Source organism: Bacteroidota bacterium (assembly GCA_013360915.1).
Lineage (GTDB): Bacteria > Bacteroidota > JABWAT01 > JABWAT01 > JABWAT01 > JABWAT01.
Genome location: JABWAT010000013.1, coordinates 13,149 through 36,802 on the forward strand (window position 1 = coordinate 13,149; position 23,654 = coordinate 36,802).

Consider the following 23,654-nt stretch of genomic DNA (forward strand, 5'->3'; position numbering starts at 1 on the left):
TGTATCCTGACTCTCATTTAATCAGATATTAATTCAATCGTACACAAACGACCTAACCTGTTTCAGAAGTGCTGCCGTCCTGTCATCTTGCGGTTTATTTGACCATTTCAAACCTGAACTGGCTATTTCCTGATTTCTTCCAACACCCGTTCGATCGCGGTATCCCGATGATTCAGGAAATCACCGATGGTTTGTTCAGCGGGCAGATCTGGTACCAGTCCGGTGTCGGGTCCCGGCTCTGCCAGCAGAGTGGTCAGGAGGGGAATATCAACTTCGAGTCCTGAATTGGGTAAGTGAAGAAAGAAAAACTGACCCCCGGAAGAACCCTTCAGATTTCCACCGGTTTCGGTACCCACCTGAATGGAAAGTTTGAATTGATTCCACAAAACAGCCAGATGGTGTGTGGCGGAACTGTTTATCGGTGAGGTCAACAACCAGACCGTTCCGTTGAAACGGTTATTTGCGGGCTCCAGTACGACTGGTGACCCGGTGCGGGAGGTCAATTCATAAAATCCGTTTTCCGTTGGTTTTACCGTTCCCCGTCTGTCAAACCAGGAAGGTTCCCAGGTACTCAGAAAAGGTCTGAGACTATCAGGAACCGTTTCATACCGGATCACAGGAATTCCCCCTGGCTTCCAGGTAACCGTCTGATCAATCACATACCTGGTTAATTCTGAGATCACTTCATCAGCCCCTCCTTCATTTTCTCTGATGTCGATAATCAGATGCGGAGTCTTTTTTTCGGCTAACCTGGAAAACCATTGTTCCAGTTTCTTTTTCCAGTCGAACCCGAAATTCCAGACCGTAAAGGAGTTCAGTTTCATGATAGCCAACCGATCAGCCTGGTGAAAGGTCAGGGTCCACGGATCGGCCGGACGTTGAAGCTGTTGTTGTCTCTGTTTGAAGGTTGTTCCTGAAACATCCATTCGCTTTACCCGAGAATCGGGTGTCAGTATGGTGACATGCGATGAATCGGTCAGATTGAGAAAAAGGTCGGTCACCTGAAGGTTATTGCCTGTACACAATTGCGTCATTCGCTTGGCATGCTGGGTCCCGTCAGCACGTGTAAGCGGAAACAACTGGCTGGCAACCGAATCGGCTGATATTGAATCAATGGTCATTAGTCGTGAACCAACCGGGAACGCCAGCGTATCGATTGCATCGCTGATTATAAAGGAACCTTCAATCCAGTTTGTGAAAAAGGGCAGAACCTGTTTTTCTTCCAGCCAGTATTTGTTTAATGAAACAGCCTGGTTATATCGGTTAGCCCAGGTATGACTGCACCGGATGCTGCTTAAAAAAGCTGTCATTAAACGATAAGCTTCTGTCTGGTTAACGGGACGGGAATTTTCCAGCATTCTGACCTGACTGAGATAAGAGTCGCGATCCTGAAACCGGTACAAAGACGGATGAAACTCAGCAAGTGCCCGGGTTAATAAACGGATGTCCTGTTGCCATCCCTCCGCAGATATTTTTACAGAGTCAGGATGGTCAGGATTATCATACCGTGCATTTACAACCCTGGAGGAATCGGCATACAGCCACTCCCGTCGGTTGGTAAAGCCTTCCAGTTCCCATTGGGTATCATTGGCGATCAGTTTCCATTGAAGACTTTGAACAGGATGATTGATCTGTAATTGAACGGACCCGGTAAAGAAACCAGCGGAATCGGGTCCGGAAAGGAAAAATGTCCGTTCCCATGAAAGCGGATTTATCGACCCCCGCAGACCCAATGAGGCGGGAGGGTTGGTTGAATCAGGCCATTTAACCTTAAAGTGGACCTTTGTCTGGAAAGGGACTTTGCTCTGCTGATCGATCGTGCTGCAACCTGCCGATAACAGCATGAGAAGGAATACCATTGGATAGAGCCAGTTCATATCAGACCTAGTGTTTTTTTTCAGCAAAGATGGCTGCTTTGGGAGGTGCTGATCGTCTCAATTTCCTGCAAGCGATCAACTGTGAAGATTTTGAGACCTGTTTTCTGCCATGGACAAGTAGGAAGAAGGAGTTTTTCCTGTTTCTGTTTTGAAGACCCGGTTAAAGGTGGCCTTGCTTTTAAACCCCGAATCAAGTGCGATTCCAAGCAGGCTGAAATCGGTTGCCTGGCCTGTATCAATCAGGTTTTGGACATGTCTGACCCGGAAGCGGTTGACAAACTGATTAAAATTAACAGTCAGCCCGCTATTCAGGGCTTTTGAAATGGCTGCTGGTGAAACGTCCATCAGGCGTGCAAGTTTTTCCAGGGTCAACTCCGGATCCAGATACCATTTCTGGTCAGACATTCCGCTCTGCAGGAGACTGATCAGCTGCGGGTGTTGGTCGGTTTTATCAGTATTCAGAGGTTCCTGCCAATCAGGAGAGAACTCCAGGTTCCAGGACGGATCCTTTTTCCACAGAAGGCCGGCGAATGAGAGGTAATAGCTGATTAATCCCCATACAAAAAAGGAAAACCAAAGTTCCTGGTAGCTGAGAGGAGATAAACTGTTCCAGATTCTGAAACCAAGCCAGATCAGGACCGATAAAGCCAAAGCAACCAAAAACCTTCCAAACCAGGCCATTGAAAGAATATCAGTGAATGAATAATTCTGACGGATATATCTCTGATACAATCGGAAATCACGGAAAATCAGCCAGGAGTAAGCCCCGACCGAGATATAGATCCCTGCATGAAGCAGGTCGGACCATACAGGTATTCCATTTAAGGCAAGTTCTCCCTGAGTATGGCCATGATAAGGCAGCGGCTGACCGGTGAAGAAGGGTGTTATCACCAGATCGGTTACCGTGATGATCAGAGTGGTGATGATTGAAATCAATCCCGGAATCAGATGGAACCAATCGGTTCTGGTCATGGTGAAACGGGAATTAGTTACACTTCTGAAATAAAAGAGAGCAATGGGCCCCATGAAGTACCAATTGCTGAACGGAAAGTAGAACATAAAGGTAGAAAAGCCATCACGGCTATCATACCAACCCATAAACCCCAACATCCAGGAAGCAATTCTGAAAGTGATCAGCAGAAGCAGAATTCCAAAAAAGCGATCAGCATACCGGTCTGTGGTTCCCGTCCGAAACAGGAAGATGAACGAACAAATCAGTCCGTTAACGACGGATGGAAGAAGAAGGCTGCTGAACAGATTCGATTCAAACGGCATGCGTCTGTCTGGCCAGATCAGCGAACGACCGGACAGGATGTTTACCAGCAGGGGGTGGAGGGGGAGTCGGCACGGGATCCGGTTTGGGAGGCAATGTTTCGGCCAGCCTGGCAAAGAAATCAATCCGTGGTTTCGGTCCGGCCACGGGAACCGGGCCTTTCAGATGAGGAGGTTGCTCATTCCGGATGTAATACTTCAAGACATCTTTCACGGCCAGTGAAACGCCCGGATCGATGGTGACAGCATCTTTTCCGAAACGGTCCAGGACCGACGGGTCAATTTTTTTATTATCCGGAACCAGAATCGGGGCCAGATTTCCGGCCACATCCCGTTCACCCGAGTCAATCTTGGCGTGAGTCAGTCCGGTCAGTTTTTTCCAGGTGATGGCCTCTTCATTCCGGTTTTTGCCGTAACAAAGCTGAAAGCCGGTCACGAAACCTTTGTCGTCCTGCCAGACAAACAGATCGAAGTACTCGTTGGCAAACCAACGGGTCCGCTGATCATCACTGTCCTGTTTTATGTTGTTAATTTCCCGAAGCATCGTCCTTAAAAATACAAACCACCTGCCCAATGTGTAAGCTCTTTTCATGTCCACGTGCTGCAGTCCACATGAAAATCTGTTCCATTCCTCCGGTCGGGGAACCCAAAAGGGGGTAAAATTCTGTTCGTACTGATTTATGGCCAGCAATCAAAACCGGCTGAGACTGCCTGTGAAGGTTCTATATGATTCAAACTTAGATTATTTAGTAGATAAATGACAACGACTTAAAAAATTAACTAAAAATGACGCAGAAGTCTTGCAATCATTAAGTCGACAAACTAATTTGGCACCCCTGTGTGACACTCGTCACCGAAAGTAACGGAACTGGAGACTATGAAGCTATTAATTGTAGATGACTCGAGCATCATGCGGCGGGCCATTCAGAAGTACCTCGATGAGAACCGGATTGAGGTGGTTGGAATGGCAGGTAACGGTCTGGAAGCCATTGATGTGTTTAAAAAGACCGATCCCGACCTGGTTACCATGGACATCACGATGCCGGAAATGGATGGACTGACCTGTCTTCAGGAGTTGCTGAAGATTAAGCCGTCAGCCAAAATCATGGTAATCACAGCCCTGACCGACAATGCCACTGGTTTGAGGGCGTTGAAGCTGGGGGCAAAAAACTTTCTGGGTAAACCGTTCACACCCGAAAAACTGAACGATGCATTTCAAAAACTGATAGAGGGGCCAAAGCGATGACAGACAAAGAATTGCAGGTTTTCCTGGAAGGAACCGTCAACTATTTCCTCGAGGTATCAGGAACCCCCGCTGTTATGGGCGTTCCCTACATTAAGGAAACGCAGGAGGAAGTTTCACTCGACCTGACCGGAGCCATAGGTATTTCCGGCAATAAAAAGGGAGTCATTTACATTACCTGTCCGTCTCCCATGGTTAAGGAGTTGGTCGGAATCATTCTCGGGGATAAAAATCCCGATTCGGGCTCACTTTGTGACATGACCGGTGAGATTGCCAACACCATTGCCGGCAATGCCCGTCAGGTTTTCGGTGCCAATTTTATGATTTCGGTTCCCATTATCATTGAAGGAAAACCCGTCCACCTGAAAGTAGCCGCCCCCACCTTTGTTATCCCGATTACCTGGAAGACGTTCAAGTCGTTCCTTGTGGTTGGAATCGAATCCTGAATCCCCCCGGAGTACCCTGAAAAATGGAAAAATCACTGATTGATGTAATGTGGGTCCTGGTGACCGCCGGACTTGTTTTTGTTATGCAGCCCGGGTTCGCCTGTCTGGAATCCGGACTGACCCGCTCAAAAAACAGCATTAACGTGGCTGTAAAAAACGTAACCGATGCCATGATCGCCCTGATTCTGTTCTGGCTGGTGGGATTCGGCATCATGTTCGGAATCTCGGAATCGGGAATTGTCGGGACAAATGAATTCATGATTCCCTTTACGGAAAGTTCATGGAATGTGGCCTTCTTCCTGTTCCAGGCCATGTTCGTGGCCACAGCGGCCACCATTGTGTCGGGTGCTGTTGCAGAACGGATGAAGTTTGAGGCCTATCTGGTCATGACGGCTGTCATCTCTGCTCTGGTGTATCCGTTCTTTGGTCACTGGGCCTGGAATGGCGCAATGACCGATCAGTACACAGGGTGGCTCGGACAACTGGGTTTCCGTGATTTTGCCGGTTCAACCGTGGTACACAGCATCGGTGGCTGGGCCTCTCTTGCTGCTTTGCTCCTGATCGGACCCCGTGCGGGCCGGTTCAATGAAGCCGGGGTTCCCCGGCAGATTCCGGGCAGTAACATTCCGCTTGCAGCATTGGGTGTTCTCCTGCTTTGGTTCGGTTGGTTCGGTTTCAATGGCGGATCGACCCTTGGACTGACCGAGCGGGTCCCGATGATTATTGTTAATACATTCCTGGCAGGAGCGGCCGGTGGGCTTTCCGGTATTCTGATGGGTTACATTGCAAACCGGAAGGTGATCTCGGTTGATCTGATTTTTAACGGATCTCTGGCTGGTCTGGTATCGGTAACGGCCAGTGCCAACGTGATTTCACCTTTGTCTGCTGTGTTAATCGGATTAATTGCCGGACCTGTGTTTTTCTCACTTCACCGCCTCCTGCTCCGCTTCCGCATTGATGATGCCATTGATGCCGTCCCTGTTCACCTTGGTGGTGGAATCTGGGGAACGATCGCGGTTGCCATTTTCGCAGATTATGACACGCTGGGTACCGGCCTCAGCTTCGGAAGTCAGTTGGGTGTACAGCTGCTGGGAGTGGCAGTTGCCGGGCTCTGGACGTTCCTGATTGTTTTTACCGTACTCTGGATCGTGAATAAATTCCTGAAACTCCGGGTCTCTGCCGAGGATGAGCACATTGGTCTGAACGTGTCAGAACACGGGGCGACCACCGAAATCCTGGACCTGTTTATGGCCATGGATCAGCAGGCGAAGACCGGTGACATGAGTCTCCGGGTTCCGGTTGAACCGTTTACCGAGGTGGGACAAATCGCCAACCGGTATAACAAGGTGATGGAAGCGCTCGAAAAAGCCATCCGGAAGACCGAAGCGATCGTGACCACGGCTTTGGATGGAATTATCACCTTCACACCGGACCGGTATGAAATCCTGACGGTGAACCCGGGTGGTCAGGCCATGTTTAAAATCAATGAGCAGGATCTGGCAGGCACTTCACTCATCCGGTTGTTCGATCATGAAAACGCCGGGTACAAGGAATTCAATGAGCGCCGGGCCGAAGAGGTATTCAGAAAAGTTGAGGAAACCGGAACCCCGGTGGAATTGGTGGGTAAACGTGCCGATGGGTCGGTGTTTCCCATGGAAGTGATTGTTACCAAAGCTGACCTGGGTTTCGAATCATTCTACACCGGCATGTTCCGTGATATCACCGACCGGAAAGAAGCCGAAGCAGCCATTCTGGCGGCCAAGAAAGAAACCGATGATATTCTGTATAATATCAACGAAGGTATCTTTCTTCTGAATGAAAAGTTCGAGATCGGTTCGCAGCACTCTCTGGCATTGCGAAAAATTTTCCGGCGTCAGGATCTGACGCAGATGAACCTGCTGCTTCTGTTTTCCAAACTGGTTCCGGCCAAAATCTATCAGTCGATCCAGGATTATCTCGAACTGATGTTTCAGCTGGATATTGACGAAGACATTGTTAACAACCTGAATCCGCTGAAACAGATCGAAGTGAATTTTGAGGAAGAAACCGGCCAGTTCACCACTCAGTATCTCCAGTTTAAATTCAGCCGTATTTATCATGGAGCACGGGTCAGTCACCTGATGACGACTGTTTCTGATGTGACGGAACAGGTACTGCTGGCCCGGGAGCTGAAAGCCAGTGAAGAGCGGACCAAAAATCAGATGTCGCTTCTGTTTAACATTCTTCACATCGATCCGCAGCAACTGAAACCATTTGTTGAAGAATCAGATGAGTCAGTTCGGAAAATTAAATCCACGCTGAAGGCCGCTGCAGATAAAGCCATCGCCGATGATTACTATCTCCTGCTTACCGACATTTACCGGATTGTCCACAACATCAAGGGAAATGCCAGTATCCTCGATCTGAAATTCTTTGCCGAATCGGCACATGAACTGGAAGATATGATCAGGGAGGTCCAGTCGAAGCCATCGATTAAAGGCGAGGATTTTATCACCCTGCTGTTTAAGATTTCAGAACTGGAATCCAATATTGATGACATCAAAGCCCTGGTTGGCCGGCTGATGGCTTATCAGGGAGTGTCCCGTTCTGCGGGCGGAACCGAGTCACCAGCACCGGCGCCTGCCTCTGAACGCCGTGCTCCGGACCGTCAGGTCGATCTGGTGATCAATCAGTTAAACGATGCTGCCCGGAAATTGAGTGCAGGTCTGAATAAGAAAGTTGAATTCAACTCTAAACAATTCGAGGCTTCGGTGGTTCCCGATAATCAGGTCCCGCTTATCCGCGATGTGCTGATTCAGCTGATGCGAAATTCACTGGTTCATGGCATTGAGTCACCCGATGAACGGACCCGTGCAGGAAAACCTGTAACAGGTACCATTTCAGTTATCACCTCGGTTACTGAGGAACCGGGATATCTGGCCATAAAGATCCGGGATGATGGCCGGGGACTTCAGATCGAGAAAATCCGCCAGAAGGCCATTGAAATGGGTAAATGGAATGAAGGGCAACTGAGAGCCATGCCGGCTGGTCAGGTAGCGAAACTGATCTTTGAGCCCGGATTTTCCACGGCAGATGAAGTAACCATGGATGCCGGACGAGGAGTGGGCATGGATCTGATCCGTAAAAATGTCACCCAGGCCGGCGGAAAAATTTCGATGTCATCAGGTCCGGGCAAGTTCTGTGAATTCACCATTAAACTTCCCCTGAAATCCTGATTAATCTATGAACCGGATTAAAATTCTTGCCTTCGACGGCAACAAGTACAACCTGCTGGCCCTTCAGAGCATTTTCGCAAGGCAGGAATACGAATTCCGGTCGACCAGTTCCAGCTTCGATATTCCTAAAATTCTGGAAACCTGGGTTCCTGATTACCTGATCATGGATGATGGTTTGCATGATGGAAAAGTTCTGGATCTGATCGCTGATATCAAGGGACTGCCCGGAATGAAATTCTGTTCGATCATTCTTCAGGTGGATAAACTGAATGATAAACTGGTCACTGATTATCTGAAATCAGGTGTGACCGATTTTATCAGGAAGCCGGTGGTTGGCACTTATCTTCTGCACAAGCTGAACCATCACCATTCGGGGAAAAATACACTCACAAGAGCCAAGGACCTGTCCGGAAAAGTTGAGCGGATGTCGGAATTTGTGAAAAAGTATTTTTCTGATGATCTGGTTGATCAGCTTACCAATCAGACGGGAACAGTGGAACTCAGGGGCAGTCAGCAGATAGCCACCATTATGAACCTGCGGGTGATCGGTCTGGATGTGGTTGCCGAGAATCAGGATCCCAAAACCCTGGCTGATTTTCTGAATGAAATGTTTACCGATCTGATGGATCTGATTTACGGAAACAGCGGGTCGGTGAATAAACTTCTGGCCGATGGTCTGATTGCCACTTTCGGAGTACCGGTTCCATCGGAAAAAGATGCATTTAAGGCGGCCAAATGTGCCCTTGAAATTGTGGAGTATCTGCAAACCATCAATGATGTCAGACCCAAATTTATCAAACAGCCCTTATCCGTTGCCATTGGTCTTTCCACAGGGAAGGTGTTTGCAGGTCTGGTCGGGTCGGTTCGCCGGCTTGAGTTTTCTGTGTTAGGTGAGGCCGTTACACTGGCCGATCAGTTAAAGGCTTACGGAGAATTGCGAGGCATTCCGGTTCTGATTGATGACAAGACCATGAATTCCATTGACAGTCCGCAGAAAAGCCTCGAAGTAGCCCTTCCTGCTGGTGCCAGACCGTTCAATGTGGGCGTTTTTCAGCTGTCCCAGTTGCTCTGAATAATTACCAAAATCCACTTTCACCAGGGGTGGGTATTACCATTCGTAGGTGATGGTGATCACGTACCCTTTCACTACGCGTGGAATAAGGGGTTTTTGCCACTTTGGTACAGGAATTGCACCTCATAAGGGTACTTAGACGAGGTGTTCCAATGGCACGGCTTTCAGCAGTTGATTATCGCAAGATCCGGGATTATGTCTATCAGATCACCGAGAACCAGGCATATCCGACCATGGATGGGGTTCAGATTGGTCCGTTGAAGGAAGCAACCGATTCCCTGAAAAAACTGGAGTGGATGGTTCCGGGCAATCCGCTCATCATCAAGGCAAGAATCGAACATCAGCGTTTGCTTGAACTCGCCTCACTGATCGTGACGCTGTGCCGTCAGCGTGAGTATGATGTGGCCCACATGCTGGTGGGAAAGGTCGATGTCATCCTGCGCGAAATCGGATCGCTTGAACAATCCATTCAGGAGCAATTGTCAGATAAAGCCAACTAAGCCTTTTCCGGATGAACCGATACCGGTTCCTTCATGCCCCCTGTCATTCTGAAAATCCAGCCCATGCAACGATGCCCCACATCACCTGCAAATTGCATGGGACAACTTCCCGGGATCACCTGAATTCCATTTTCTTCTGCCAACCGGACGGCCTCTTCTGACACGCTGCTCTGCATGGGTGATTCACTCGATTTAAACGCATTCGTGGTGCCGGTGGCCCGGTGCATCCAGATGGCGGGAATGCCCACTTCCACAGCTTCTCTGACCAGGTCGAGCGTGATCGCCGGACTGGTTACAATGATCAGACCATCTGGTTTTTCGGGCAAAGCCTTCAGCGACGGATAGCAGGGATCTCCATCGAACTGATCATATTTCGGATTGACTGCCAAGACCCGGTATCCTTTTTTCTTCAAGGTGCGGTAATTGTAATTGGCTGCATCATCGCGACGTTGAGACACGCCGGCAATGGCAAAGGTTTTTCCTTTCAGAAACTGTCTGGCCCGTTCTGTGATAGCAGACATGATCACTCCGACAACTGGTTTTAAAAACGGATGAAAATATCCGGTTGGGGCGAGAATAAAAAACGGCGGGGGGGCCTGATCAGAATTTACGGAGTCGAAGGGCGTTGCTGACCACCGATACCGAACTGAGGGCCATGGCTGCACCCGCAATCCAGGGCGCCAGAAGTCCGGCGGCCGCCAGCGGAATTCCAAGACTGTTGTAAAGGAAGGCGAAGAACAGGTTCTGGCGGATGGTACGATGAGTGCGGTCGGCCAGGTCAAAAACCATCGGGATCAGGGAGAGCCGGCCATTCAGAATACTGATGTCGCTGGTGGTTATGGCCAGATCGGCGCCGGTTGACATGGCAATACTGACTGTGGCCGAGGCGAGCGCCGGAGCATCATTGATTCCATCACCGGCCATGACCACGCCACCCGATTCCTTTAACCGTTGGATGTGTGCAGCTTTTTCATCGGGTTTCAGATTGCCGGTAGCCTGCACGTGCGGCAGTCCGGCTTCTGATGCACGGGCGCTGACGACTTCCTGACGATCTCCGCTGAGTATATGAATATTCAGGTTTCGCTGGCTCAGTTTTGTGATGGTGCCGGCGGCTTCGGGTTTCAGAGGATCGTGCAGCCAGAATGAAAAAAGACGTGTGCGGTTTAAGGCCACATGAACCACGGTTTCACCAGGGGTTCCGGTGGTACCCGACTCATCAGAAACCAGGTCACCCGAGCCCACATCCCAGCGATTCAGACCGGATAAAACGGAAAATCCTGCCCCGGGACGGTTATCGAGTGCATCGATGGGAATGGAAGCGGGAACAAAGGTCTTTTCTGACAGATACCGGTGAATGGCCTGTGAGAGCGGATGGGTTGATTGCCCCAGGATGGTCATCAGGTCGCTGCCGTATCGGCTCAGGGAATCGGTAGGATCGTCGAACCGTGAAACCGTTGGTTTGCCGGTTGTGAGTGTGCCGGTTTTATCGAAGACCAGTGACCGGGACGAGCGAAGCAGATCCAGTGCATCGGGGTTCTGGATGAGAATTCCATGACGGGCTGCCGATCCGAGGGACACCATTAACGCGACGGGCGTGGCCAGACCCAGCGCACACGGACAGGAAATGACCAAAACGGCCACGGCATGAAGCAAGGCATCACGGAGCGGGGCTTCAGTGAAAAAATACCAGCCGGTAAACGTCCCTGCGGCAATGACAAGCACCACCGGAACAAAAACGGCTGAGACCCGGTCGGCCATGGCCTGAACGGCGGCCTTCTTTCCCTGAGCAGCCTCCACGGCCCGGATGATGCCAGCCAGAACGGTTTGCTCGCCCACCGAGGAAGCTTTGGCCATCAAACGGCCGTCGGTGACCAGGGTCCCCGAGAAAATTTTATCACCCGGCTGACGGGTCATGGGCAGACTTTCGCCCGTCAGCATGCTTTCATCGGTGGTGATGGTTCCCTGCTGAACCACTCCATCAGCGGGGATGGTTTCTCCGGGAAGCACAACAAAGACATCTCCCGACAGTAAGTCCGCCACCGGAATGGTACGTTCTGTTCCATCCCTGATTACCCGGGCTGATTTAATGGAAAGAGCGGCCAGCGACTGAATGAGTGTTCTGGTTTGCAGTTTGCTCCGTTTTTCGAGGTACTTGCCCAGCAGCACCAGGCTGATTACCATGGCTGAGGATTCAAAATAGTGGTGGGCATCGCCTGTCAGGTACAGATACAGACTCAGAAAATAAGCAGCGGAGGTTCCGAGAGCCACCAGCGTATTCATGTCGGCTGTTTTCTGAAGGGTGGCTGCCCAGGCCTGACGGTAAAAGTGACGGCCGAAGTAAAATTGGATGGGAGTTGCAAGTAAGAAGGGCCAGATACTCTGGTCAAACCACATGGCCGCATGAACATGATAACCGGTCATCCATTCCACTGCCATCAGCATCATGGCCAGTATAAATGGTGCGGTCAGGATGAGTGACAGAAAAACCTCGGTCTGCTGTCGTTTCAGTCCGGAGTCTGAGGCTCCTGTTCCTGATTCCGGAATGGCGGAATCGTACCCGATATCACGGATGGTCTGACGGATGGTATCTAGGCTGGTAACCGAGGAATCGTATTGAATCCTGGCCATTTCGGTGGCCAGATTCACCGACACCTGACTGATACCGGGTGCTTTTCCCAATTTCCGTTCAATCCGTGCCGAGCAGTTGGCACAGGTCATTCCGGTGATGCGGAGGGTTTGGGAATCTGCCATATCGGTTTAATCGATGGTTGACAGGCTCAGGCTACCGGCTGGACCGACACGAGCTGAAAGCCAGCTTCCCGGATGGCTGCATCCAGTTCCGGTTGCAGGGCGGGCAGGTTGTCTGTGGAAATGGTGGCTTCGTTGACCCGGATATCCTGAATGGAAACATCCTTCAGTCCGGAGAGTTCTTCGCGCACCGACCGCACACAGCTGTTCATGCAGTGCATTCCCTGAATGGTCAGTTTGTAAGTTGCCATGGTGATTCTCCGTTAAGTTGAATGAGATTGGATGCAGGAAGTGGAAGAAAGTGTCAGGATGGACCTTTTTTCCATTGATTGGCCCGCTGGTTCAATGCTGCAAGTCTTGCCGTTTCCACGATCCTTTTCTGCCGGGTTGACTGCGTTTTTGCCTGTAAAATCCACTCGAGAATGGCCCGGCGGGCTGAAGGAGGAAAGTTGGAGAAATGGCCCTCTGATTCTGGAAATTCTTCAAAAGCCTCCTTTAAATCATCTGGAACCGCCAGATGATCAGTCTCTTCCAGTTTTGACCAGGAACCATTTTGGCGGGCTTGTTCCACCACCTGTTTTCCGGCAATGGATAACCGATTCTGAGATTCGAGGCGAGCAATCTTTTCACGATTGATTTTCGACCAGGCACTTCCCCGTTTACGGGGTGCAATCCATAACATAGACCGGTCGGCATCGAGCTTACGGGGGAGGCTGTCGATCCAGCCAAAACAGAGCAGTTCATCCACCACTGCTGAATAGTCGGTGTACCAGTCGGGCATGTGTTTTTTATACCGGATGAGCCATAAACCCGATTCAGTCCGGTGGTTTGATTCAAGCCAGCTGCGCAGTTCCTCTATGCTTTTAACTTCGACTGAGCGATCATTTTGTGGTCCGGTTTTTTTAATCATCAGAACACAACTGAAAAGGAAAGGGCAGGTAACATCACCACCTCTCCGTCATGACCCCGTATCAACAAATTGATTTCGGGTAAGAGTCGGAAAGTATTTTTCCCCACCCGGGCACCTAAAAACAGACCGGTTCCAAAATACCCATCTGCTTCAAGGCTTTCTTCTGACCCAAATAAATCGATGGTACCTCTCGAGACAAAAAACATCCCTCTCACTCCGCCATAGATCAGGTCTCCTCCTGCCAATAAGGACGGATAAAAACCATGCATCCGATAATTTTTTCCATCGGTGAAATAGGAATACATGACATCCGCCGTGAGGTCGACTTTTGAGTCAATCAGACGGTATTTAGCATCGGTTGCGAAACCGGAAGGGAACATGTACTTAAGACCCATATCCAGGTCGCTGATGATACCCACGCGCACACCTGCCTCCGGGGCGATGAACTCCGGATGAATGGTTGAGGAGATGGCGAGTTGTACCTGACCGGGTTCCAGCGGGACCGGATCGTTCAGATTCACCATGGACATACAGCCGGAGAGCAGGACCAGAGCAGAAAAAAGAGGCAACAGGGTTTTCATGGTTGGTTTGAGATGGTCTGTTCTGATTGATAATAAAAATCAATTCTTTTTGGTGGTGGTGCAATCACCACCGGACCCTGCAGGTCATACAATCTGGCGGTGGGTGAATGGATCACCAGAATTCCGGTACTTACGGTATTCTTTGCCAGAAACTGAATACGGTACTCACCCGAAAGATAGGGCAACTCAATCAAAGCATGAGCAGGTTGCATGACAGCCAGGGATATTCCGTCTGGTGAAAGCACACCGTGAATGGTTATGGTGATCACCCCATTCTGATGGTCCAGACTGGTGATCAGCCGGTGGTTGCCTGATCCATACTGATTGGTGGTCCAAAGATGAAGGACCGGGTACATCTCAATCTGCCTTTCATCCGGATCATGGATAGCGGCGACCACCTTATCATAGTCCAGTAATACTTCCTGCCGCGTGATGGGTGTTTCTGGCACTTCAGGCGAACGAACAGGCAGCCGGGTGTAACCACAACCGGTCAGAAGTGCTGTGAAGAGAAGCAGCCATTTATTCACGACAGGTTACCGTGAAATGGATTTTTTTGAGATTTTCTTGTGGATGGCTGTGACTTCGATCAGGGCTGCTGATCCATACCAGGGCCTCAGTTCCATTTCGAGTGTGCCGGCCTGAATGGCCGGGTCGGTTTCGGTCAGGGCTTTCGCCTCTTCGATGGTGGACACGTTGAAAATGTAAATGCCACGCACGGGTTCTTTATCCAGAAAAGGGCCGGCCACAATCAGCTTGCCTTCGTCGGCCATCCGTTCGATGTTCTGCAAATGGGCCTTTTGAAGATTCACCCGCTCAAGAGAATCCTTAATCTGGACCGGCCCGCGTTTCAGAAAAGCCATGACGTATCGTTTCATGCCATTGGGTTCGGCACCAAGCCGGGCCGCCAGCGTGGAATCATAAGAAAGGTTCTGGGCAAAGGCTGCACCCGCAGCCAGCAGGAATACAAAAAGGGTGAGCAGATGTTTCAACGGAAAGTCCTTTCGTCAGGTTTTTCGGGTGTAACGTGATTTGACCAGTCCGGTCTGATAAACGGTGGTTCCTGCATGTTCGAGCCAAAGCGGTTTTTCAAGGTAACCAAAAAGCGGAATGCCGCCGCCAAGGATAACGGGAATCTGAGAAATGATCAGTTCATCAATGGCATCGGCATAAAGGAAAGATTGGATGGTTTTTCCTCCGTCGATATACAGATCACTGAAACCTCTCGCATTGAGTTCAGAGGTGATTTCCCGCGGATGGCCTTGTAGCAGTGTTACTTTGGATTGCAGGTGGTCAGGAATTCTTTCCAGTGTTGAACTGAGCACCACAACCGGTTTCGAATAAGGCCAATCGCCGAAGGTAAGGACCGTTTCGTAGGTGTTCCTTCCCATTACAATGGCCGAAATTCCTTCCATGAAACGGTCGAATCCATAATCACCCTGAGAGGGAACAGGAAACGAGGTCAGCCAGTCAAGGGACCCATCGGGACGGGCAATATATCCATCGAGACTGGTGGCAATAAAAACCCGGTTGGCCATGGGAGTCCCTTCTTCCTTACTCGGTCGGTGATTGGGTTGGAATATCGGCAGAATTTGTCACGGATGAAACCCCCGAGATTTCCAGATCGATGAGGGACCAGGAGGCGTTACCAGCCAGTACCGGACCTGTCGGGGTGGCCAGCCGGTTTTCTATCACCACGTACCGGACCCCCAGCTGACGGGCAGCCGATCCGGCATGCTGATGGTACAGTGCCGGCAGATCTTTCCGGTCCCACGGAGTGCGGTAGCCGATCAGTTCCATCCGGCGCAGGTACTCTGCAAAGGTGGATTTGCTGTAGTTGTGCGGGGCCCCGTCCTTATACGTCCCGACAATGGCACGGTGAGAGTGGTAACGGAATCCCTCCATGTACGAGGGGGACAGAATAACGGCATTGGCCGGAGTCAGCTGGCGGGTTTTTTGCTGAATATCCACCCAGTCGCTGCCTTGTGACATCAGAATGGGTTGGCCGTACCGGATCCACTGTCCGCTGATACGTGCAAGTCCGCCCATCAGAACCAGAATTAAAAAGGCGTAAATCCACCACTTCGGCCGGAAGAGGCCGATGAAAACCGTTGCCAGAATTCCGGCCATGAGGAGCAGTCTGGCAGGACCAGGTGCCGGAGAGAAGGTGTTTTCCACTGCATACCAGCCAAGAAACAACAGGGTCGCTCCGGTCAGCCATTTGTTCCCGGGTTCCTGTTTTGTCAGCAAATGGTGAATCATTAAGCCAATCGCAACCAGGGTGATCAGATAACTGAGCCGGGCCAGCTGAAGCTGAAGGATCAATCCGACAGAAAACCACTCTCCCAGCGCCATCAGAAGCAGAAGTGACAGCACCCCCAGCGAGAAGGGCAGCAGCCGGTACCAGACCGGATGATTTCTGAATCCCCAAAGCGTCACCACCGCCATCAGACCCAGAAAAACGAATCGTTCGGGGACCCAGGAACTCAGAAAAAAGGAATGATTCATCCGTGCCCGCACAAAATCCAGCCAGGCCGCTCCATCAAAGGGGATCGGTGGGGCATCGAGTTTGTGAATCAGAAAAGGCAACCAGGCTGGTGAGGCAATGACCAGCAGGGTGGCTCCGGAGGCCAGGGATCCCGGCAAGGTTTGCCGGTCTCGCCAGGCATCGAGCAGAAACCGCCAACCCAGTACGGCTGCGGTTGCCACCGCCGAAAACGGGTGAATCAGAAAAATGAAACCAGCCGTTCCGCCAGCCAGCAATCGCTTCCCCTGATCGAACCAGGTATAACTGAGTAGCAACAGGGACAATCCGACCACGTGGGGCTGGAAGTAATGATACGGATTCAGGCCGTAACGGCTCATGGCTGCGGCACCATGGGCGAGACAAAGCATAGCCAGAAAAACCAACGCACCATTTCCCGGTCCGAAAAAATGCCGGTAAAAGAACCAGAGGGCTGCCGCGATCAGAAAAGTCTGACCCAACCAGAGCGTCACCAGGGTAAATTCCAGTGACGTTACCGAGGTCAGCCATCCGGCCGCTTTCCAGACCACCACCGGATGGTCGTTGATGGTCTGAATCAGCAGATCATTGGCAAACAGAGACGGATCCGATTCATGAAGGATGAAAGGAATGTAGGTATCCAGGTCACTGCCCGAAAAATTAAACCCCTGAAGCAAGGCAAGTAACACCAATCCGCCTGCCAGAAACAGACGGGTCCGGGTTGAAAAAACAGGTTGAGCCAACATTGGAATTAATCCACCCGAACAACCGGCGTGCGGGGGCCAATACCGGCTTCGTTAAACGGTTCAATGCAGAAATAATAGGTGGTTTTCGAGTTCATCAGTTTAAAGTAATACTCGTTCTTGCCGTAAATCTGGATGGATGAATACAGTTTGTCAGGAGCTGTGCCGTAATAGATGTGGTATCCGGTGGCATTGGGTTCCTGATGCCATTTGATCCAGGCATTCCGTTTATCGCTTCCCTGCCGCAGCACAATGAATCCGCGAACCGTGTCGGGAAGGGCAACCGGTGCGTTTCCGAAAACCCTGAATCCGCTGATGGCAAATTTTCCGGCAGCCATGTGACGGTTTTCCAGACGTAAAAACCGGGTGGTGACCGGTGCGGGAAGTTCCAGATAATCATGGGGAACATCGGTCTTGTTGGCCGATTTATCGACCAGAACATTCCAGGTTTTTCCGTCGGCAGAATGAGAGAGAACGTACTGATGGTAAATGTCGGTCCGTTTACCCAGATAGGGCACATCCTGATCGGCATAGTTAATCTGAACGGCTTTGACCACCGACGGTTGTCCGAGATCGGTCTGAATAAATTCGCCGGGATTGGCGGTAGCAGCTGACCAGTAGGTTTTGATATCCTCATCGACTGCATAATTCGGCAGCAGTCCGCCCAGTGTGGAAGAGACCAGTACCGGTTTCTGGTAGTTCAGCAGCATCCAGCCGGTGAAGCGGCTTTTCCGGTGATCGGCGGGTCCGTTGGGCAGATAATGCGGGTAATCACCGAAGTGAGTGATGGAATACATCACCCCGTCCGAATCGAATCCGGTGGGAAAAATGCTGTTCCGGCGTTCAAAATTGTTTTTCACGCTGATGACCGTTGTGGTAACATGCCACCAGTTATCGAACACGTCCTTAAACGTGGCGCCATGGCCCGAACCGCGTGCGAATCCGCCCGGTTTGGCGCAAAATGGATTGTGGGTCTGATACGTCCAGGGACCGAGCGGGGAAGAACTGGTGTACACTCCGTCGGCATAACCGCTGAACTCGGTTCCGGGGGCGCCGTACTGCAAGTAATACACCCCATTGTGTTTGGTCATCCAGGCCCCTTCCATGAACGGATCCAGAAAGTTATTGTCATTGTACTCTCCGAAGCGTTCCCAGCCGTTTTCTTCGTCATTCAGCCGAATCAGATCGACCCGTTCCGATTTTGGCTGAAGGGTTTTCCGGTCGATTTCGCGACCGTATAACGGATAGAAATTGCTGGAGCCATGGTAGAGATAAAGCCTACCGTCGTCATCGAGGAAATAGGCCGGATCCCAGGCTCCGGATTGTGAGGAATCAATGGCTTCCTTCCAGTCATCTTTAAACGGATTGGTACTCATCCAGATGGGGAACGTTTTTTCGTACGTGGACCCAATGACAAACATGGTGTCACCCGAAGTCCAGACGGCCGGGGCACAGAGTTCATCATACACTTTGTGCCAGGGTTTCAGAAACAGCCGGGGAACAAACGTCCAGTTTGCAAGATCGGCACTCCACCAATAACCCCATTGATTGGTTGAAAACAGGAAGTAATGGTTTTTATAAGTGACAATGACCGGATCGGCCGTAGCCCGGTGTTTTCCTCCGGTGGCAAAATTCGGAATGGGTGTGAATCCGTAATCGAGATTCATCGGGTTGCAGTAAGTGGTTGGCTTCTGTGCAGACAGGTTGCTGAAAAACAGTCCCACCAAAAGAAGAAGGGTCACACGCAGGGTCATGGGCAGAGTCCTGAAAAAACCAAAAGGTACAAATCGGCAGGAAGAATTGGAATCCTGCGCGTCCGCCCGGTGTGCAATCATCTGTTTACACCTTCACCTACTTATATTTGTTTCTTATTTTTCCGCGATCAATTAGGAGTACGGGTGTTGCGACTGACCGCCGTGGCGATCGGATTGTTGTGTTGTGGGTTCAGTTTACTGGCTGGTCCGGGAAAACCATTTATCCGCACCATCAATTATTCCCAATATGTCTCCGGCCGTGAAAACTGGTGTATCGTCCAGAATCAGCTTGGACTGATTTATGTGGCCAATGAAAACGGGGTTCTGGAGTACGACGGAAATCAATGGAGGCTGATAGAACTTCCCGGACAGGCCAAACCACTCTGGCTGGATATTGATTCGGCGAACACCATTTATGTAGCCGGTGTGAATGAAATCGGCTATCTCGCCCCCGATTCTACCGGATCGCTCACTTACCGGTCCCTCATGAACCTCCTTCCCCCCCGTTCCCCCGATTATGGTGAATTCTGGGAAGTCCGCTCGTCACCTTCTTCGGGAGTGTGGTTCCGCGGATTCCGTTACCTGGTCCGGTGGCATCATGGAAAGATGACTGTGTTCGACCGGCCGGCCGGGGTGGACCGGTTCGATGTGATTTCCTTTGTCGGGGATCAGTTGTTTTTCCGTTTGGCCGGCAGGGGGATTTACACGGTGACCGGTGATTCGCTCCGCCTGCTGCCGGGTACCGGTTCTCTTGCCGGGGTGAAAGTGAATGGTTACTTGCCCTCTGATGACGGATCCATTCTGATTGTCAGCCGGATGGATGGATTGTTCAGATATGATGGCAGCAAGGTGTGGCCGGTCCCTTCACCCGATAATGGATATTATAAAACCCGGTTTATTTATGATTCGGCCCGGCTGGGACCCGGCAGGTATGTTTTCGTCACGTTGCTGGGCGGCGTGGTGCTGGCTGACGGACAGGGGAGAATACTGCAGATTTACAATGAGAGCAACGGTCTGCATGATAATTATGGCTTGTTCAGCTTCAAGGACCGGGAAGGCGGATTGTGGATCGGGCATAACAATGGTCTCAGCCGTATTTTCTTAAGTCAGCCGTTTACCGTTTTCGACAGACAATCGGGTCTGCATGGAAACCTGGAGGCCATGACCCGCGTGAATAACCGGTTGTTCATTGCCACCTCTCAGGGATTGTTCCGCATTGACGAGGCGGATACCCTTACCCCCGACCGCTTCCCGCGTGCGGTTCCGATTCAGGGGCTGCCGGGAATTTACCGCTCGGTGGTGCCTTATGAGAACGGACTTCTGATCGGATCTTCCACTGCCGCTTACTACTGGAATGGTCAGAATCTCAGACAAATTTCCTCGCTCGATATCGATTTTATTCTGCCGTTGCCCCATTTCCCCAACACCATCCTGTACAGCGACCGTTTCATCGGAATCGGCCTGATCACCAGACAGGGTGGGTCGTTCACCGATCATGGAGTGATTCAAACATTCCCTTATCCCATTTCGTCCATCAGACACCTGAATGGTGATCTGTGGATTTCCACCGTACGTCACGGTGTTTTCCGCGCGAGCGAATCTGAAATGGCTGCCGACCCCGCCGGAACGCTTTCCCGTGCAGTCCTGTCTGGACCGGTCCCCGGTTTGCCTGCCGGCCAGTCCATACATGTATTCACAGCAGGCAATGATGTACTAGCCGGTACGTCAGAAGGAGTTTTCCGGTTTGAAGAGGACCGTTTTTCTGCCTGGCGCCTTGTGAATGAACGCCTGCCGGCTGGCATGAACCAGGTCCGGCATCTTCACCTCGATTCCCGTAACCGGCTCTGGATGAAAATCAGTGATGGCCGCCGGTATGATGTGCTGGCCATTGACCTTACTCCCGGTGCCGGCTTTCCGGTGCTTCAGGTGCCATTTATCAATCCGTCCGATAAGAATTACTCCGATTTGTTTTCCGAACCCGATGGAACCGTCTGGTTTGTGCTCGGTGAGTACCTGCTCCGGTTCGATGGAACCAATCCGGACCGGGTATCCATGCCCCCCGAACCTATTATCCGGGAGGTGGTGATTAACGGAAGGGAGGTTCTCACCGGAAGCTTCTATTCAGGTCCGGCTCCGGTCCTGCCCTTTGGCGATCAGGAAATCCGGTTCCGGTTTGTATCCCCGACGTATAATCAGATTCAGTCAGTGCAGTATCGTGTGTCGATGAATACTGGCAAAGAACCGGTCTGGTCCGACTGGACCCACCTCCCCGAAAAGGAATATTCCAATCTGCATGAGGGCACATATACTTTCCGGGTGCAGTCCAGACTGGCGCCGGGAAGTGAATCGGAAGTGGCTTCGTATACTTTACGGATTCTGCCTCCCTGGTACCGCACATGGTATGCCTGGACCTTGTTTTCACTCCTGGCCATCGGGTCTATTGCATGGATCATCCGCTGGCGCACTCTGGTTCTGAAGGAACAAAAAAACCTGCTCGAAATACAGGTGGCCGAGAAAACCGTGCAATTGCTTCATGCCGAGAAAATGGCCTCAATGGGGCAGTTAACTGCTGGCCTCGGACACGAAATCAACAATCCGCTGACCATTCTTCAACTGAACACAGAACTGATGCGGATGAAAACCGATGCACATCCCACGTTGGCCGATGACAAGGAATTCAACGATTCACTTGGCCGGATTGAAAACGGCATTCAACGGATCCGCCGGATTGTTAATAAAATGGGGCAGTTCTCGAAAAGTGAAGATTTTGACCGACCCATGCCGCCGGGTGAATATCTCGATTCAGTGGCCGACATGGTCCGGGGACAGTTCACCGATGTGGTGGTCGATGTGGAAAACCAATTGCCGGTTTCGCGCCGCCTGCAGGGCACCCGTCTTAAAATGATTCTGTTTAACGTCATGACCAACGGGGCAGAAGCGGTCCGGGAAAAACAAAAGGCAGGAGGATTGGCCGGCGAATCCGGTGTGGTCAGTCTGGTGGCCGGACTCTCTGGTCTGAACCGTTTTCAGTTTATCATCCGGGACAATGGAACCGGCATTCCCGAGTCGAACCAGAGCAAAGTGTTCGAACCCTTTTTTACCACCAAGGCCCCCGGCGCCGGCACCGGTCTCGGGCTGTATGAAACCTACACCATGGTCAAGCAGGAGGGTGGTGATATCAGCCTGACCAGTATCGAAGGACAGGGAACCACCGTCACGATCACCATGCCGGTCCGGTTATAATCAGGGGGCAGGAGGGGCCACTTCTTCAGGGCCGGATTCGCCTTCCACCCAGATCATTTCTTTCACTTCATCCTTACCCGAGCCGAGATTCTGACGGATGATCATCCGCTTTTCCATGCGGGCTTTCGGCGCCATCCTTTCATTGATGCTGCGGATAAATGCCTCGAATGCCGGTCGCTGATCCTGATCGGCCAGTAACCATAACCGGTGGAAATGATCAAAATTGAGTGATTCCAGCCTCGCCTGCTGAATTCCGATCCCCGAGGTGATTCGTTTAACCGTTCCCATGTCTGGCTTGTCGGTAAACAGCACACTGTTCAGCTGCTCCTTCAGAACCAGTATGGAATCCCGGATGGTTTTGGTCTGTCTGAAGTGGGTTTCTCTGAGGGTTCCGGCGCTGGTCAGCTGAGCGTCATTAAAATGAAACCGGTCGGTCAGGACGGTCGAAATCATATCGGCCGGCGGGGCATGTTCCGATTCCAGAACCATCATATGTGGTTGTCTGGCTTCCTTCCGGAAGTGCAGAATCCACAAGGTCACCAGGGATCCCACATTGGTCAGCAGAAGCACGGCAATCAGGCCGGTGACCAGTTTGTTTTTGAGTATGAGTTCCACTTAATCCTCCGTGGTGGTCTGGGGTTGATCATATATGGTGGGCACATCCATGTTGTACGCCTCGGCCCATTGCACCCGGTCATTGGTGGCCGGGGTCTGATTGCCGGTGGCAAGAACCACACCGGTAGCCAGATTAATGGCAAGCAGAATGGCTGCTGCAACCAGTTGCCAGCCCGGAATCACCAATCCGCCCGGGGCCGTTTGGTTGCGTTCCATCCGGTCCAGGGTTTGCCGGATCAGCCGGTCTGATATGGATGGAATGGGTTGTGAAGCCAGTCTGCGTAAAGGCTGGTCCATGTCGGTATATGAAGCATCGGGTTTCATACGGATACCTCTTCGTTCGGTCGTTCAAGCGTTTTCTTCAGGTTGCGGCGTGCGCGGAACAGGAGCGATTCCACAGAGGAAACGCTGGTTTCCATGACCGCAGCCACTTCCTGATAAGGTAAATCATTAAAATAAAACAGGGTGATGGCCTGTCGCTGCAGATCGGGTAACCGGTTCACGGCCTGCCTTACGTTTTCAAGATCCTCGTGGCCGATGTACAGACTTTCGGGCGTGTGACCATCCGGGTCGGCCGGATCTGCAGACTCGTCTTCTGAATCGGAGAACCAACTGAACATCCATTTCCGCTGCTTGCGCCGGTGGTGTTCCTGCGCTTTCCGGATGGTAATCCGGTAAATCCACGTTCCCAGTTCCGATTCGCCGCGGAAGGTGCCAATGGATCGGATGACCTCGGCAAATGTGTCCTGAAAAATGTCCTCTGCATCGGACTGGTTTCCTGTGTAGCCATAGGCCGTTCTCATGACCTTATCCTGAAACCGGCGAAGCAGAGCCTCGCAGGCACCGGGATGTCCTGTTCTGAGCTGTTCGGTCAGTACCTGATCGGTTGGGGTCATGGGGTCCGTTGAATAAGCAGAAAAGCCGGTTCCCCGCAA

22 protein-coding genes are annotated in these 23,654 nt (G+C 51.4%); 6 read left to right on the forward strand and 16 right to left on the reverse strand.

Going from position 1 to position 23,654, the window contains the following annotated elements; genetic code table 11:
* Positions 1 to 122: 122 nt before the first annotated feature.
* The 3 genes from HUU10_12265 to HUU10_12275 all read right to left on the reverse strand — a co-directional run bounded on the left by HUU10_12265 (position 123) and on the right by HUU10_12275 (position 3,693).
* Positions 123 to 1,877 carry a hypothetical protein gene (locus HUU10_12265; protein ID NUQ82377.1) on the reverse strand — a complete coding sequence of 585 codons (1,755 nt, stop codon included), beginning with the start codon at positions 1,875 to 1,877 and terminating at the stop codon, positions 123 to 125.
* A gap of 75 nt (positions 1,878 to 1,952) precedes the next feature.
* Positions 1,953 to 3,152 carry a helix-turn-helix domain-containing protein gene (locus tag HUU10_12270; protein NUQ82378.1) on the reverse strand — a complete coding sequence of 400 codons (1,200 nt, stop codon included), beginning with the start codon at positions 3,150 to 3,152 and terminating at the stop codon, positions 1,953 to 1,955.
* Positions 3,142 to 3,693, reverse strand: a complete 552-nt coding sequence (locus tag HUU10_12275; GenBank protein NUQ82379.1) for a hypothetical protein — start codon at positions 3,691 to 3,693, stop codon at positions 3,142 to 3,144. The genes HUU10_12270 and HUU10_12275 overlap by 11 nt, the downstream gene beginning before the upstream one ends.
* Before the next feature lie 333 nt (positions 3,694 to 4,026).
* On the opposite strand from HUU10_12275, the gene HUU10_12280 reads away from it, so the two are divergent.
* From HUU10_12280 to HUU10_12300, 5 genes are all read left to right on the forward strand, one after another.
* Positions 4,027 to 4,395 (forward strand): response regulator, encoded by a 369-nt coding sequence (locus HUU10_12280; GenBank protein ID NUQ82380.1) that lies wholly within the window; start codon positions 4,027 to 4,029, stop codon positions 4,393 to 4,395.
* The gene (locus HUU10_12285) at positions 4,392 to 4,838 is read left to right on the forward strand and encodes a chemotaxis protein CheX (GenBank protein ID NUQ82381.1); all 447 of its coding nucleotides are present in this window, start codon (positions 4,392 to 4,394) and stop codon (positions 4,836 to 4,838) included. The genes HUU10_12280 and HUU10_12285 overlap by 4 nt, the downstream gene beginning before the upstream one ends.
* A 23-nt stretch (positions 4,839 to 4,861) precedes the next feature.
* Positions 4,862 to 8,053 (forward strand): ammonium transporter, encoded by a 3,192-nt coding sequence (gene amt, locus HUU10_12290; protein ID NUQ82382.1) that lies wholly within the window; start codon positions 4,862 to 4,864, stop codon positions 8,051 to 8,053.
* Positions 8,054 to 8,060: 7 nt separating this feature from the next.
* Complete coding sequence (locus tag HUU10_12295; protein NUQ82383.1) at positions 8,061 to 9,125, forward strand: hypothetical protein; 1,065 nt, start codon at positions 8,061 to 8,063, stop codon at positions 9,123 to 9,125.
* A gap of 152 nt (positions 9,126 to 9,277) precedes the next feature.
* Positions 9,278 to 9,625, forward strand: a complete 348-nt coding sequence (locus HUU10_12300) for a hypothetical protein (protein NUQ82384.1) — start codon at positions 9,278 to 9,280, stop codon at positions 9,623 to 9,625.
* On the opposite strand, the gene HUU10_12305 is transcribed toward HUU10_12300, so the two are convergent.
* The 10 genes from HUU10_12305 to HUU10_12350 form a co-directional block, all read right to left on the reverse strand.
* The gene (locus HUU10_12305) at positions 9,622 to 10,146 is read right to left on the reverse strand and encodes a CoA-binding protein (protein ID NUQ82385.1); all 525 of its coding nucleotides are present in this window, start codon (positions 10,144 to 10,146) and stop codon (positions 9,622 to 9,624) included. The genes HUU10_12300 and HUU10_12305 overlap by 4 nt on opposite strands.
* Before the next feature lie 79 nt (positions 10,147 to 10,225).
* Positions 10,226 to 12,376: a cation-translocating P-type ATPase gene (locus tag HUU10_12310; GenBank protein NUQ82386.1), complete on the reverse strand. Its 2,151-nt coding sequence runs from the start codon at positions 12,374 to 12,376 to the stop codon at positions 10,226 to 10,228.
* 26 nt (positions 12,377 to 12,402) lie between these two features.
* Positions 12,403 to 12,624, reverse strand: coding sequence for a heavy-metal-associated domain-containing protein (locus HUU10_12315; GenBank protein ID NUQ82387.1), 222 nt, complete (start codon positions 12,622 to 12,624; stop codon positions 12,403 to 12,405).
* Between the two features lie 53 nt (positions 12,625 to 12,677).
* Positions 12,678 to 13,283 carry a YdeI/OmpD-associated family protein gene (locus HUU10_12320; GenBank protein NUQ82388.1) on the reverse strand — a complete coding sequence of 202 codons (606 nt, stop codon included), beginning with the start codon at positions 13,281 to 13,283 and terminating at the stop codon, positions 12,678 to 12,680.
* Positions 13,283 to 13,864, reverse strand: a complete 582-nt coding sequence (locus HUU10_12325; GenBank protein ID NUQ82389.1) for a hypothetical protein — start codon at positions 13,862 to 13,864, stop codon at positions 13,283 to 13,285. The genes HUU10_12320 and HUU10_12325 overlap by 1 nt, the downstream gene beginning before the upstream one ends.
* A complete protein-coding gene (locus HUU10_12330; protein NUQ82390.1) occupies positions 13,861 to 14,391 on the reverse strand; it encodes a hypothetical protein in 531 nt (176 codons plus the stop codon). The genes HUU10_12325 and HUU10_12330 overlap by 4 nt, the downstream gene beginning before the upstream one ends.
* 6 nt (positions 14,392 to 14,397) lie before the next feature.
* Positions 14,398 to 14,739: a hypothetical protein gene (locus HUU10_12335; protein ID NUQ82391.1), complete on the reverse strand. Its 342-nt coding sequence runs from the start codon at positions 14,737 to 14,739 to the stop codon at positions 14,398 to 14,400.
* 129 nt (positions 14,740 to 14,868) lie between these two features.
* Complete coding sequence (locus HUU10_12340; GenBank protein NUQ82392.1) at positions 14,869 to 15,399, reverse strand: dihydrofolate reductase; 531 nt, start codon at positions 15,397 to 15,399, stop codon at positions 14,869 to 14,871.
* Between the two features lie 16 nt (positions 15,400 to 15,415).
* Positions 15,416 to 17,110, reverse strand: coding sequence for a hypothetical protein (locus HUU10_12345; GenBank protein NUQ82393.1), 1,695 nt, complete (start codon positions 17,108 to 17,110; stop codon positions 15,416 to 15,418).
* Between the two features lie 5 nt (positions 17,111 to 17,115).
* A complete protein-coding gene (locus HUU10_12350; GenBank protein NUQ82394.1) occupies positions 17,116 to 18,861 on the reverse strand; it encodes a family 43 glycosylhydrolase in 1,746 nt (581 codons plus the stop codon).
* A 144-nt stretch (positions 18,862 to 19,005) separates the two neighbouring features.
* Between HUU10_12350 and HUU10_12355 the strand changes: the two genes are divergently transcribed.
* The gene (locus HUU10_12355; GenBank protein NUQ82395.1) at positions 19,006 to 22,104 is read left to right on the forward strand and encodes a hypothetical protein; all 3,099 of its coding nucleotides are present in this window, start codon (positions 19,006 to 19,008) and stop codon (positions 22,102 to 22,104) included.
* Here the strand turns inward: HUU10_12355 and HUU10_12360 are convergent, their stop codons facing one another.
* From HUU10_12360 to HUU10_12370, 3 genes are read right to left on the reverse strand one after another with little or no spacing between them, the layout of a single operon-like run.
* Complete coding sequence (locus tag HUU10_12360; protein ID NUQ82396.1) at positions 22,105 to 22,719, reverse strand: hypothetical protein; 615 nt, start codon at positions 22,717 to 22,719, stop codon at positions 22,105 to 22,107.
* Positions 22,720 to 23,043, reverse strand: coding sequence for a hypothetical protein (locus HUU10_12365; GenBank protein NUQ82397.1), 324 nt, complete (start codon positions 23,041 to 23,043; stop codon positions 22,720 to 22,722).
* The gene (locus HUU10_12370; protein ID NUQ82398.1) at positions 23,040 to 23,615 is read right to left on the reverse strand and encodes a sigma-70 family RNA polymerase sigma factor; all 576 of its coding nucleotides are present in this window, start codon (positions 23,613 to 23,615) and stop codon (positions 23,040 to 23,042) included. Before HUU10_12370 ends, HUU10_12365 begins: the two co-directional genes overlap by 4 nt.
* Between the last annotated feature and the right edge of the window lie 39 nt (positions 23,616 to 23,654).